This window comes from Arthrobacter sp. RAF14 (genome assembly GCF_052114185.1).
Classification (GTDB): domain Bacteria; phylum Actinomycetota; class Actinomycetes; order Actinomycetales; family Micrococcaceae; genus Arthrobacter_E.
Map to the genome: position 1 here is coordinate 461,019 of NZ_JBFREG010000001.1, position 13,364 is coordinate 474,382.

Below are 13,364 nucleotides of genomic sequence, written 5' to 3' on the forward strand. Positions count from 1 at the left end.
TGCCGTCCGGCAGCGGGGGTCTGCCGACGAAAGACCGAGATGAAACTTCTTGTGATCAACCCCAACATCAGTGAGGACGTCACCGCCCTCATCCGGGCCGAGGCGGAACGCTCCGCCGGGCCTGCCACGGAACTCATCGTGGAGACCGCGCCACACGGCGTGGAATACATCGAGACCCGGCTCGAGTCGCTGATCGCCGCCGGCGCCGTCGCCGAGGTCATGGCGGATCACGCCGGAACCGTCGACGGCGCCGTGGTCGCCGCGTTCGGCGACCCGGGGATGCCCGCGCTCAAGGAACTCCTGGATGTCCCGGTCATCGGGATCACGGAGGCCGCACTCTGCGCCGCCGCGCTGCAGGGCCATCGCTTCTCCATCATCGCCATCTCGGACCGCATCACCGCCTGGTACCGCGAATGCGTCGAGGGGTTCGGCCTGGCCGGTCGTCTGGCGTCCATCCGGTCCATCAAGGAGGCCCTGGGTGGCATCGGCTCCGTCCAGGAAGACTTCGGCCCCACCCTCGTCGCCCTGGCCAAGCAGGCCGTGGACGAGGACAGGGCGGATGTCATCATCCTGGCCGGCGCCCCGCTGGCAGGCCTGGCACGCGAGGTGAGCCACCAGATCCCCGTCCCCGTGGTGGACGGCATCGGCGCGGGCATCCGGCTGGCGGAGGCCGTCGTCGGCCTCGCTTCCGGGAGCCACCGCGCCGGCGCTTTCGCGGCGCCGCCGGTCAAGCGCCGTGCCGGTCTCTCGCCCGCCCTCGACCGTGCACTCACCCTCACTCAGAATCCCGACTCAGCAACCCCGGAAGGGGGCAAGTGACATGACCGAGCTCATCATCGCCAACGCCCGCATCGTCAACGCCGACGGCACGGAAACCGGCCACATCCTCATCAGCGGCGGCCGCGTCGAAGCCATTATGGACGCCACGGAGGCCGTCCCGGCCGCGGACCGCGTCATCGACGCCCAGGGCCGCGCCGTGATCCCCGGTGGAATCGACGGACACTGTCACGTCGCGCAGATCACCGGCCGGTTCCGGACCCTGGACGACTACGCAGTCACCAGCTCCGCCGCGCTCTGGGGCGGCACCACCACCATCATGGACTTCGGCATCCCGCGGGACGCATCCGAAACCCCCCTTGAAGCCGCCCGCAACAAGAGCGAGCTGGCCCGCGAGGCCCGCTGCGACGTCGCGCTGCACGGCTCCGTGATCAGCTGGGACGAGACGGTTCCCGCCCAGCTGGACGCCCTGGCGGAGATGGGCGTCCGCTCCGTGAAGATGTACATGACCAACCGCGGCGGCACCATGAGCGACAACGACACGGTCCTGAAGGTCATGAAGGAGATGAAGCGCCTCGACGGCCTGACCTACATCCACGCCGAGCATGACGCCATGATCGTGGACTGCACCGAGGAACATGCCGCCACCGGCGAGATCGGCATCGAGCACCTCCACGAAACCCGCCCGGAGCTCGCGGAGGAGGCCTCCGTGCGGGAGGTCCTGGCCATGGCCGAGTATGTCGGCACGCCGGTGTACTTCGTCCATCAGTCCACACCCGGCGCCGTCGACCTCGTCGCGGACGCCCGCGGCCGCGGCGTGGAGGCCTATTCCGAGACGTGCCCGCATTACCTGCTGCTCGACGACGGCGTGTACGCCTCGCGCTTCCCCGAATGGTTCGCCTGCTGCCCACCGATGAGGTCGGCGGAGACCGTGGCCGCGCTCCGGGAGCGCTTCGCCTCCGGCGCCGTCCACACGGCGTCCAGTGACCACTCCTGTTACGACCTCACCCAGAAGCGTGAGCGCACCGATGACATCCGTCAGATGCCCCACGGTCTGCCCGGTGTGGAGACCCGGATGCCGGCGGCGTTCACGGCGCTCGTGGAGACCGTGGGGGAGGGCCTGGCCGTCAGCGATGAGCTTCTGCAGCGCTTCGTGGACGTGTTCTCAGCCGGCCCGGCGCGGATCAACGCCCTGCCCGGCAAGGGAGCCATCCGGGCCGGCTTCGATGCCGACCTCGTCATGTTCGACCCGGCCGAGTCCCGGCTGGTGGACGGCGCGGCCCTGCACATGGGCACCGACTTCTCCCCGTTCGACGGCAAGCAGCTGCGCGGCTGGCCTGAGGTCGTGGTGTCGGGTGGCCGCGTGGTCCTGGACGCGGACGGCTTCCACGATCCGGGGGCGGTGGGCCGGCTGGTGGCCCGTGCCGCCCAGGAGGAAGCACGTGGGGGCCTCGTGGCGCCGGCCTCTCTCGCGGGAAAGGCCGTCTGAACATGACGCAGGAACAGAACACCCTCAGCGCCCGGCGTCCTGTGCGCATCGGCATGATCGTCCCGTCCTCCAACACCTGCCTGGAGCCCATGAGCTACCGGATCCTGGGGGAGCGGGAGGATGTGACGATCCACTCCGCCCGCATCCCGGTCACCCGGATCGCGCTGGACTCCGGCTCGGACCGACAGTTCGACGCGGCCGGCATGCGCGCGGCCGCCGAGCTGCTGGCCACCGCGGACGTGGACGTGATCGCCTGGAACGGGACCTCAGGCTCCTGGCTGGGCGCCGGGCATGATCGCGCCATCGTCGAGGAGATCACCGCGGCCACGGGCATTCCGGCGACCACCTCCACCCTGGCGTACCTCGACGCGTTCGAGCGCTTCGCCGCCAAGTCCATCGGGCTGCTGACGCCCTACACCCCGGACGTGAACGAGCAGGTCATCCTCCGTTACCAGGCGGAGGGGATCGAGGTGAGCGGGCACCGCGCCCTCGGCCTGAGCGACAACGAGTCCTTCGCGCGGGTCCGTCCTGAGGCCCTCGTGGACCCGTCCGTGGACCTGGCCTCGGATCGTCCGGACGCGCTCGTGTATCTGTGCACCAATCTGTATGGTGCGCCGGTGACCGAGGAGGTCGAACAGCGCACCGGGGTCGCCGTCCTGGATTCCGTGGCCGTGACCCTGTGGCGCTGCCTGGATCTGGCGGGCGCCCCGCTGCTCGATGCCCGCTGGGGGCGACTGCTCGCCTGAGCCGCACGACGTCGTCGGTTCCCCCGGGGGCTGCTCAGTCGTGGTGACCTCGCGCGCCTCGCGGTCACCACGACCGAGCACCTGACGGAAGAGGCCCCCTCCACGTGGAGGGGGCCTCTTCCGTCAGGCGCTGCGTCAGCGGCGGCCGGCCTGGAGCCCGGCGCGTGCCATGGCGTCCGCGTAGGAGCGGCCCATGTCGATCAGCCATTCGGTCTGCCGTTCCTTGGACCCGGCGAACGAGCGGCCGTGCAGGGACCGGGCCTTGTAGACCTTGAGGCCGCGGCGCCAGATCAGCGGGTTGTCCGTCTTGAGGAGCATCTGGGCGAGGCGGTTGGCCTCGGTGCCGTGGGCCACGATCGCCGACACGCGCGGCAGGACCCGCAGCAAGGCGATCAGGGGCTTCAGACCGGCGCTGACCTGCTCGGGTGTCAGCTTGGCGTTGGCCTCTCCCGGGGTGAACCACGGGTGGGTGTTCCACGGCATCATCCACTCCGGACGCAGGCCGAGCTGGAACTGCAGACCGAGCAGGCGCGTGGCCGCGGCGTCGTCGCCGGCCCAGACCACGCCCTGTGGCGAAGGGGCGCTGTTGTTGGAGAACAGGCTCAGGATCCGGCACTCATCGACCGAGTGCATCGGGTCGACGTAGGGCACCTCGAAGCCGGGACGGAGCTTGCGGAGGAATTCGACGTGCTCGTTCACGGCCGCGATGTGCGGCGCGAAGAACGGGCTCGCAGGGACGGCGGGCTCTTCCTCGGCGGGGGCCTCGTCCGGCTCGGCTTCCAGTTCGGCTTCCGGGGCGACGTGCGGCTCGACGACGGCGGCGTCGGGCCCGGTCTCGACGAGCGCCTCGGCAGGGGCGCCGCTGTCGGTGCTGGTGGGCTCCGCGGGCAGCTCCGCGTCCGGCTCCGCGACGACCTCCGCGACGACCGGTTCGATCCGGCGGGTGATGACCTCACTCGCCTTCGGCGGCGTCCTGACGGTCTTCTTCGCGGCGGCCGTGGCCTGCCGGTCCGTGGTCAGGGTCTTGACGGCGGCCTTGCGGCCGGGCTTCTTCGCGACAGGCGTGGGGGCCTCCGCGTCATCGTCGTCGACGAGGATGCCGTCCAGCAGTTTGTCCAGCTCGTCGAAGCCGTTGTCGTACTCGTCGTCGGGCTCGTGGGTGTGGCCGAAGCCCTCGTCGTAGCGGGAACTACGGTCGTCGTAGTCCTCGTCCTCGAAATAATCCGTGTCGGCCAGGGCGGTCATGAGGGCAGGGCTCTCCTCGGGTCATGCGGGCCGGTTTCAGGGCGCAAGGCAGTGCGCCCGGTCCAGGCCGGGAAGTGGGGTGAGGGGTGCCCACCGGAAAGCCGGTGAGAGTGTCAATGTTAGCAAGCCGCGGGACTCTTTTGGAGCGCTCGTGGCACAGGTCTCTTCTCTGAGGATTCGTGACAGCCGGTGCGGCCTGACCCACCCGTTTACGGATCACCCACGGACATTTCCGTGGGTGATCGGCAAAAGGGTGGGTGGGGCGACCGGCCAGGGACTCGGCCAGGGCGGAGGAGCGTCGCGTGGGCGAGGAAACCGGCCGTGGGGAATGTTCCGGCAACCTCGTTGACACGCATTGGTAACGCGCGTAACCTAAATCACATCGCGTAGGTAACGCGCGTTACTAAAAGACTTCATCACGGCCTCGCGCCGCCTCCGGGCGGAGCGGGCGAGGACAGGCACCGGAGCATTCAATGGCGAACATCACCCCCGCGAAGAAGCGGCGACAAGGCGTCACCATGACCGACGTCGCGCGTCGCGCAGGGGTGTCCCGCACCACCGTCTCCTTCGTCCTCAGCAACCGGGAAGACGCGAACATCTCCGAGGACACCCGCCAGCGTATCGCCGAGGCGGTCCAGGAACTCGGCTACCGTCCGAACGCCGGGGCCCGGGCACTGGCCGCGCGCCGCAGCGACTGGTACGGGATCGTCACCGAGATCGTGACGGCGCCCTTCGCCGTGGACATCATCAAGGGCGCTCAGGACCAGGCCTGGAAGGCCCGCCGGTTCCTGCTGGTCGCGCCTTCCGACCAGGCGGACTCCACGGGCCCGAACCGCGGTCTCGAGGACGCAGCGGTGGAGAAGCTGCTTGAACAGCGGGTCGAGGGCCTGCTGTATGCGGCCACCTATCACCGCGGCCTCCACGTCCCGGCCGCGGCCGGCGAGGTGCCGACCGTCCTGATCAATTGCTACGACGCCGACGGCCGCTTCCCCTCGATCGTCCCCGATGAGCGGGGCGGCGGACGCGTGGCCACCGAACGTCTGCTGCGCGCCGGCCATACCCGGATCGGCGTCATCGATCTGGACCCGGGGATCCCGGCGTCCGTCGGGCGGCTGGAAGGGTGCCGCGAAGCCCTCGCCGCCGCCGGTCTGGAGCTCGACGACGAGCTCGTGGTCTCCGGACACGCCACGGCCGACGGCGGCTACGAAGCGGCCGCAACGATTCTTGACCGGTTCCCGGCAGGAGGGGGCAGACCCACCGCCCTGTTCTGCCTCAACGACCGGATGGCGATGGGCGCCTACGACGCCATCAAGGAACGGGGACTGACCATCCCCGGGGACATCGCCGTGATCGGGTTCGACAACCAGGAGCTCATCGCCGCCTACCTCAGGCCGAAGCTCACCACGGTTGCCCTGCCCTTCGAAGACATGGGCGCGCTCGGCGTGAAAACGCTGGCCGCGCTCACAGCAGGACAGCCGATCGCCGCCGACCGGCAACTGGTCGGCTGTCCGCTGCTTGAACGTTCTTCAGTCTGACCGCGAAATCACCGCTGAAGAACAATCCCACCCCACCTTTGCTGTAAGACAGGAATGAGACCACCATCATGACACACCCTCGTTTTCTGAGGGCTGCGCGGGTCACCGCCGCAGGCCTCGCCCTGGGGACCCTGCTCCTCACCGGCTGTTCCGCCAACCCCGGAGGGGCCGGCAAAGCCCCCGCGGCCGATGTGAGCGCCCTGCTCACCATCCCGCGGGAGGACATGGCGACCTTCGACAACAACTTCAACCCGTTCGCACCCACCGTGAACCCCCTGGTGCAGCAGGCCATCTACGAACCGCTGCTCGTCTTCAACCCCGCCAAGGGCGACACCACCCCGTGGCTCGCGACCGCCTGGGACGTGGCCAAGGACGGCCGGTCCATCACCTTCACCTTGAGGGACGGGGTCAAGTGGTCCGATGGTCAGGCCTTCACCGCCGCGGACGTCGCGTACACCTTCCAGCTCCAGAAGAAGCTCAAGGGCGGCTTCGACTACCTGAAGTCCGTCACCGCGGACGGCAAGAACAAGGTGGTCTTCACCTTCACCAAGCCGTGGTCCCCGGCCCTCTACGACGTGGGCCAGCTGCCGATCATCCCCCAGCACGTGTGGTCCAAGATCGCCGACCCGGCCAAGGACCCCAACACCAAGCCCGTGGGCACCGGTCCGTATACCGAGGTGGACGGCTTCCAGTCACAGTCCTACGTGCTGAAGAAGAACCCGCAGTACTGGCAGCCGGAGAAGCAGAAGATCGCCGGCATCAAGATGCTGGCCATGTCCGGCAACGACGCGGCCAACCTCGCGGCGGTCAACGGGGACGTCGACTGGGCCCCGCAGTACATGCCGAACATCGAGAAGACCTACGTCTCCAAGGACAAGGAGCACCGTCACTACTGGTTCCCGCCCACGGGCGCCATGATCAACTGGCAGCTCAACACCACCAAGGCGCCCTTCAACGACCCGCAGGTGCGCAAGGCCCTCAGCATGGCCGTGGACCGCGAGCAGGTGGCCAAGATCGGCATGAGCGGCTACGCCCAGCCGGCCGACTGCACGGGTCTCTCGGGGAACTACAGCACCTGGAAGGACCAGGACCTCGCGGCGAGCTGCACCTGGACCAAGCTGAACGTGGACGAGGCCAATAAGGCGCTCGACGCCGCCGGCTACCCGAAGGGCGCGGACGGCAAGCGGACGCTCAAGAACGGCAAGCCGTTCGAGTTCAAGATCTCCGTGGGCGCCACGTCCTCCGACTGGCTCTCCGTGGCCAATGTGATCTCCCAGAATCTCCAGGCGGTCGGCGTGACCGCCAAGGTCGACTCCCCGGACTGGGCCTCCGTCGTCTCCGGCTACGAGCAGGGGACCTTCGACTCCGGCATCGTCTGGAGCGCCAACGATCCGAGCCCGTACAAGTACTTCGACACCATCATGGGCACCGACACCGTCAAGCCTGTCGGCACCAAGACCACGGACAACTACCACCGCTTCGGTGACCCCAAGGCCGACACCCTGCTGAGCCAGTTCGCCGCCGCCGGTGACGACGCCGCGCAGAAGAGCCTGGCGAAGAAGCTGCAGGCCGAGTACAACGACGCCGCGCCGGTGGTGCCGCTGTTCTCCGGCCCGGAGTGGGGCGCCTACACCGACGCTCGCTTCACGGGCTGGCCCACCGAGGCGAATCCGTACGCGACCCTCTCGGTCCGCTCCGCCACGACCGTCCTGGTGCTCACGAACCTCGAACCCCGGAAGTGACCCGGCGTTCCTGACCGGCCGGGTGCGGCTGAAGCTCCCGCCCGGCCGGTCAGGACACCCGGCGCGAAGCGTCGCTCCGTGCCGGCGGCGCCACTGCGGGCCGGTCCTCCGCGCTCCGGCGGTGCCACTCCGACACCCCGACGGCGTGGCCGCTCCGGCCGCCCGCACACGACCGCCCCGCACGTCACCGCACCTCACTGCCCTGCGGCGCCCACGCGCCGTCGGGCCCCACCCTCCCTCCGCGCACCCGGCGGGAGCCCCATCAGCCATCCCGAACGGAGGGATCCCGTGCGCTTCATCCTGCGCCGCCTGGGTTTCTACCTGATCGCCTTCTGGGCATCCATCACCCTGAACTTCCTGCTCCCGCGCTTCATGCCGGGGGACCCCGTCTCCCGCATGTTCGCCAAGTCGCAAGGCAAGATGCAGCCTGAGCAGCTCGAGGCGCTCCGCACCATGCTCGGTGTGGACGACCGGCCGCTCTGGCAGCAGTACGCCGACTACCTGCACAACATCCTGACCGGCAACATGGGCATCTCCATCACCCGTTTCCCCACACCGGTCACCGAGGTCATCGCGTCCCAGGTGGGCTGGACCCTTCTGCTGGGGGCGACCGCCCTGGTGATCGCCGCCGTCGTCGGCAATCTGCTGGGGATCCTCGCCGCCTGGCGACGCGGCGGCTGGGTGGACTCGGCGCTCCCGCCGGTCCTGATCTTCATCGGGTCGTTCCCGTACTTCTGGCTCGCGATGGGCGCGCTGTACCTCTTCGGGGTGACGCTCGGCTGGGCCCCGCTGCGGCACGCCTACAGTGACGGGCTGGAACCGGCGTTCACGTCGGAGTTCCTCTCCGACGCCGGGGCGCACCTGGTGCTGCCGGCGCTGACGATCGTGCTCGTCTCGATCGGCGGCTGGATGCTCGGGATGCGCAACACCATGATCGCCACGAACGCCGAGGACTACATCACCATGGCCGAGGCGAAGGGCCTGCGCCCGGGCCGCATCATGTTCCGCTACGCCGCCCGCAACGCGATGCTGCCGTCCGTGACCAGTTTCGGCATGAGCCTCGGCTTCGTGGTGGGCGGCGCCCTGCTCACCGAGGTGGTGTTCGCCTACCCCGGCGTCGGGTACCAGCTGCTCAACGCCGTGCAGGGCCTCGACTACCCGCTCATGCAGGGCCTCTTCCTGACCATCACCGCGGCGGTCCTGCTGGCCAACTTCCTGGTGGACGTCCTCTACGTCCGCCTCGACCCGCGCGTGCGCAGCAACTAGGAGCCGACCATGAGCATCTTCACCGACCCCTCCGTGGACGCCACGGCTGAGCACGAGCCGGCCCCGAACCCCGGCACGACGACGGCGCCCGTCGCCGGCGCGGCCCCGACCGCACCGCGGGGCGCGCGGAAGCCGCGGCTGGGATTCCTGCGCGGACTCCTGCGCAACACCAAGGCCCTGGTGGGCGTCACCATCCTCCTGGTCTTCATTCTGCTGGCCCTCCTGGCCCCGGTCCTCTTCCCGGGGGACCCCTCCCGCATCACGGACCTGGCCAGTCTGGAACCCTCGCCCGAACACTGGCTCGGCACCACCGCCAAGGGCCAGGACGTCCTGGCCCTCACCGTCCACGGCGCCCGCAGCTCGCTGCTCGTGGGATTCACCGTGGGGCTCGCCTCGACCCTCGTGGGCATCCTGGTCGGCCTGGCCTCGGCCTATTTCGGCAAGGCGATCGACGAGACCCTCTCCCTCGTCACCAACGTCTTCCTGCTCCTGCCCGGTCTGCCGCTCCTGGTGATCCTGGCCGCGTTCCTCCCACCCGGGCTCGGGACCGTGATCTTGGTCCTCATCGTCACGGGCTGGGCGGGATCCGCGCGCGTGCTGCGCTCGCAGGCCCTGTCCATCCGGTCCAAGGACTTCGTGGCGGCGTCGATCGTCTCCGGCGAAGGGACCCTGCGGATCATGTTCGCGGAGATCCTGCCCAACATGGCTTCGATCGTGATGGGCACCCTGCTCGGATGCGTCATCTACGGCATCGGCGCCCAGGCGGGCCTCGAATTCCTGGGCCTCGGGGACATCAGCACGGTCTCCTGGGGCAACAACCTCTTCTGGGCCGGCAATGAAGGTGCGCTGCTGACCGGCAGCTGGTGGGTGTTCGTGCCCTCCGGGCTCTGCATCGCCCTCGTCGCCTTCGCCCTCGCCCTCATCAACTACGCCGTGGACGAGGTCACCAACCCTCGCCTGCGCACGATCAAGGCCGCGCGGCCGGCCGCCGTCGCGCGTCGTTCTGGAAGGAGCGCGTCATGACCGTCTCCCAGGTGTCCTTCGGATCTCACGAGTCCGTCCTGGAAGTCACCGACCTCACGGTCCAGTACGTGGGCGAGGCCCGCTCCACCACGGCCGTGGACCGCGTGTCCTTCAGCATCGGAGCGGGGGAGGTGTTCGGGCTGGCCGGAGAATCCGGCTGCGGCAAGTCGACCATCGCCAACACGCTCATGCGGCTGCTCAAGGGCCCGGCCCGGATCGCGGGCGGCTCCATCCGGTTCGGCGGCCGCGATGTCCTGGCCATGAATCCGGAGGAGCTCCGCCGGTTCCGCTGGCAGGACGTGGCGATGGTGTTCCAGTCGGCCATGAACTCTCTCAACCCGGTGCTCACCATCGGGGAGCAGATCGTGGACATCTACACCACCCACGCCGGCTACTCCCGCAAGGAATCCCTGCGCCGGGCGGCCCAGCTCCTGGAACTGGTCCGCATCGATCCGGTCCGTCTGAAGTCGTACCCGCACCAGCTCTCCGGCGGCATGCGGCAGCGCGTGGTCATCGCGATGGCGGTGGCGCTCAAACCGTCCCTGCTGATCCTGGACGAACCGACCACCGCCCTGGACGTGGTGGTGCAGCAGGAGATCATGGCGCAGATCAAAGAGCTCCAGCACGAGCTCGGGTTCTCGGTCCTGTTCATCACGCACGACATGTCCCTCATGGTGGAGCTCTCGCACCGGATGGCCGTCATGTACGGCGGGCGGATCGTGGAGACCGCACGGGCCGCGGACATCCACCAGCAGCCGCGGCACGTCTACACCCAGGCGCTCATGGGCGCCTTCCCACCCCTGAGCGGCCCGCGCGTGCCGCTCACCGGCCTCGCCGACGGAGTGAAATTCCGGGACATCCCGGACCTGGAGGAAGTCTCCCCGGGCCACTTCGTGGCACCCGTCCTGGAAGGAGCGCTCCGATGAGCATCACCGACGTGTCCTCACTGGCCCCCGTCACCCCCACGGAGACGGTCCTGGAACTGCAAGGACTCAGCAAGACGTTCCCCCTGGGCGGGCTGTTCTCCCGGAAGTCCACGCGGGCCCTCCACGAGGTGGACCTGACTCTGGGGCGAGGTGAGATCGTCGCCCTGGTGGGGGAGTCGGGCTCCGGCAAGAGCACCCTGGCCCGCTGCGTCGCCCGGCTGGAGACGCCCAGTTCGGGCCGGATCCTCCTCGAGGGCACGGACGTGCTGGCCAGGAACCGCTTCCAGGCCACGCGGGCCTACCGCTCCCAGGTCCAGATGGTGTTCCAGGACCCCTTCGGCTCCCTCAACCCCGTCCACCGGATCGAACACTTCCTCCGTCGCTCCCTGGCCCTGCACGGCCGGACGGGCTCGGAGAAGGAGACCCGCGAGCGCCTCGAAGAGCTCATGGCCGTGGTGGGGCTCGAGGCGGCCATGCTGCAGTCGTATCCGCACGAGCTGTCCGGAGGGCAGCGGCAGCGCGTGGCGATCGCCCGGGCGCTCGCCGTGGAGCCGGAGGTGATCCTCGCCGACGAGCCCACCTCGATGCTGGACGTCTCGGTGCGGATCGGGATCCTGAACCTCATGCGATCGCTGCGTGACGAGCGCGGCATCTCGATGCTCTACATCACCCATGACCTCGCCTCCGCCCGCTACCTGGCGGACCGGATAGCCGTGATGTTCGCGGGGGAGCTGGTGGAGGAGGGGGAGTCGCTGGATCTCCTGGCGGACCCCCGGCATCCCTACACCCGGCTGCTCGTCTCGGCCGTGCCGGACCCGGCGCGAGCGGGCTCCTACGATCCCGCGCTGAGGGCGGAGCTGCGGGCGGCCGTGATGCACGCGGCGTCGTGCCCGTTCGACGGCGACCCCGAGCAGGCCTGTTCCGCCGAGCGTCCGGTGCGTCACCGCGTGGGCGACCCCGCACAGCGGCACTGGGTCCGCTGCCATCTCTACCGCCCGGCCGCATCCTCGGCCGGCCACGCACTCGCAGAAACCAAGGGGCACTGATGACCGAAACCCTGCACCCGCTCGCCCTCGTCCCGGAGGACGAGCTGGTGGCCCGCGCGGAGTCTGATCCGCTCCGGCCGCGCTTCCACTTCGCTTCGCCGGCCGGCTGGCTCAACGATCCCAACGGCGTCAGCCAGTGGAACGGGGAGTACCACCTCTTCTACCAGTACAACCCGGAGGGGGCCTTCCACCACCGGATCCAGTGGGGCCACGCCACCTCGACCGACCTGGTCCACTGGACCGACCGCCCCGTGGCCCTGGTCCCCGGGGACGGACCTGACGATCCGGACCGGGACGGCTGCTGGTCGGGGGTGCTGGTAGACGACGGCGGCACGCCCACCCTGGTCTACTCCGGCCGGCACGGCGAGCGCGAGCTCCCCTGTGTGGCGGTCGGGAGCCCGGACCTCCTCAGCTGGACGAAGGACTCGCGCAATCCCGTGATCGCCGCCCCGCCCGCGGGGGTGGACGTGACCGCGTTCCGGGACCACTGCGTCTGGAAGGAGAACGGACGCTGGCGTCAGCTCGTCGGTTCCGGGATCCGTGGCCAGGGCGGGACGGCGTTCCTGTACGAGTCCGCGGATCTGCGGCACTGGGAGCTTCTCGGCCCGCTGCTGGTGGGGTCCGCGGCGGACGGCGCGTCCGGCGACGCCGACTGGACCGGCACGATGTGGGAGTGCGTGGACCTGTTCAGTGCGGGGAGCGGGGCCGCCGGTGACCCGGAGGCCCGGGACGTCCTGGTGTTCTCCGCCTGGGACGAAGGCGTCACGCACCACCCGCTGTACTGGACCGGACGGTATGAGGACGACTCGTTCCTCCCGGAGGCGCTCCACCGGCTCGACTACGGCGGGCGCCACTTCTACGCCCCGCAGTCCTTCCGGGACGACGCCGGCCGCCGGATCATGTTCGGCTGGCTCCAGGAAGCACGGAGCGAGCCGGCCGCGGCGGAGGCGGGCTGGGCGGGTGTCCTGAGCGTGCCCCGCTTGGTCCTGCCCGCTGCCGACGGGTCCCTTGACTTCGCGCCGGTCCCGGAGCTGGAGGTGCTGCGCCGGGACCACCGCACCGTGGAGCCGCGGGTCCTGGTGGGGCCGGAGCGTCCCGGGGATCTCGCCACCGTCGTGCTGCCCGTGGAGGGGGTCCAGCTGGACCTGGAACTCGACGCCGAACTGTCCCCCGGCTCCGAGCTGCGACTCGGGGTGCTGGCGGTCCGCGCTGCGGGCCGGGCCGTGGAGGAGACGGCCGTCTCGGTGTCCCGGGACTCCGACGGCAAGGGCACCCTCTCCCTGGACCGGAGCCTGAGCAGCATGGACACAGCCTCCGGGCTGGACCGTTCCGGGCTCGCCGGGCCCGTCCCGCTCCCGTCCGGCCGGGTCCGGCTGCGCGTCCTGGTCGACCGTTCCGCCATCGAGGTGTTCGCCAACGGCAAGCCCCTGACGGCTCGCGTCCACCCGACGCTCGGCGGGGGCCAGGTCACCCTCGGCGCCATGAGCGGGACCGTCCGTCTCCTGTCCTTCGACGCCTGGGCCATGGCGGACAGCACCCCGGACGGCCGCACGCTCCGTCCGTGACCTC

The 13,364-nt window shown here is 69.7% G+C and carries 11 protein-coding genes; 10 read left to right on the plus strand and 1 reads right to left on the minus strand.

The window, feature by feature from the left end; all coding sequences use genetic code 11:
* Positions 1-39: 39 nt before the first annotated feature.
* The 3 genes from AB4Y75_RS02245 to AB4Y75_RS02255 are packed head-to-tail and all read left to right on the plus strand — an operon-like array spanning position 40 to position 3,012.
* The gene (locus AB4Y75_RS02245) at positions 40-819 is read left to right on the plus strand and encodes an aspartate/glutamate racemase family protein (RefSeq protein ID WP_441434266.1); all 780 of its coding nucleotides are present in this window, start codon (positions 40-42) and stop codon (positions 817-819) included.
* Between the two features lies 1 nt (position 820).
* A complete protein-coding gene (locus AB4Y75_RS02250; protein ID WP_441434267.1) occupies positions 821-2,266 on the plus strand; it encodes an amidohydrolase family protein in 1,446 nt (481 codons plus the stop codon).
* Between the two features lie 2 nt (positions 2,267-2,268).
* Complete coding sequence (locus tag AB4Y75_RS02255) at positions 2,269-3,012, plus strand: maleate cis-trans isomerase family protein (RefSeq protein WP_441434268.1); 744 nt, start codon at positions 2,269-2,271, stop codon at positions 3,010-3,012.
* Positions 3,013-3,147: 135 nt separating this feature from the next.
* Here the strand turns inward: AB4Y75_RS02255 and AB4Y75_RS02260 are convergent, their stop codons facing one another.
* Positions 3,148-3,645: a uracil-DNA glycosylase gene (locus tag AB4Y75_RS02260; protein ID WP_441435240.1), complete on the minus strand. Its 498-nt coding sequence runs from the start codon at positions 3,643-3,645 to the stop codon at positions 3,148-3,150.
* Positions 3,646-4,730: 1,085 nt separating this feature from the next.
* Here AB4Y75_RS02260 and AB4Y75_RS02265 point away from each other — a divergent pair.
* The 7 genes from AB4Y75_RS02265 to AB4Y75_RS02295 all read left to right on the plus strand — a co-directional run bounded on the left by AB4Y75_RS02265 (position 4,731) and on the right by AB4Y75_RS02295 (position 13,360).
* The gene (locus AB4Y75_RS02265) at positions 4,731-5,792 is read left to right on the plus strand and encodes a LacI family DNA-binding transcriptional regulator (protein WP_441434269.1); all 1,062 of its coding nucleotides are present in this window, start codon (positions 4,731-4,733) and stop codon (positions 5,790-5,792) included.
* A gap of 68 nt (positions 5,793-5,860) precedes the next feature.
* A complete protein-coding gene (locus AB4Y75_RS02270; protein ID WP_441434270.1) occupies positions 5,861-7,534 on the plus strand; it encodes an ABC transporter substrate-binding protein in 1,674 nt (557 codons plus the stop codon).
* Positions 7,535-7,822: 288 nt separating this feature from the next.
* Entirely contained in the window at positions 7,823-8,800 is a 978-nt protein-coding gene (locus AB4Y75_RS02275) for an ABC transporter permease (RefSeq protein WP_441434271.1), read from the plus strand.
* 9 nt (positions 8,801-8,809) lie between these two features.
* Positions 8,810-9,823, plus strand: a complete 1,014-nt coding sequence (locus AB4Y75_RS02280) for an ABC transporter permease (RefSeq protein WP_441434272.1) — start codon at positions 8,810-8,812, stop codon at positions 9,821-9,823.
* A complete protein-coding gene (locus AB4Y75_RS02285) occupies positions 9,820-10,749 on the plus strand; it encodes an ABC transporter ATP-binding protein (protein WP_441434273.1) in 930 nt (309 codons plus the stop codon). Before AB4Y75_RS02280 ends, AB4Y75_RS02285 begins: the two co-directional genes overlap by 4 nt.
* Positions 10,746-11,795: an ABC transporter ATP-binding protein gene (locus AB4Y75_RS02290; RefSeq protein WP_441434274.1), complete on the plus strand. Its 1,050-nt coding sequence runs from the start codon at positions 10,746-10,748 to the stop codon at positions 11,793-11,795. Before AB4Y75_RS02285 ends, AB4Y75_RS02290 begins: the two co-directional genes overlap by 4 nt.
* Positions 11,795-13,360, plus strand: coding sequence for a glycoside hydrolase family 32 protein (locus tag AB4Y75_RS02295; RefSeq protein WP_441434275.1), 1,566 nt, complete (start codon positions 11,795-11,797; stop codon positions 13,358-13,360). The genes AB4Y75_RS02290 and AB4Y75_RS02295 overlap by 1 nt, the downstream gene beginning before the upstream one ends.
* Positions 13,361-13,364: the final 4 nt, after the last annotated feature.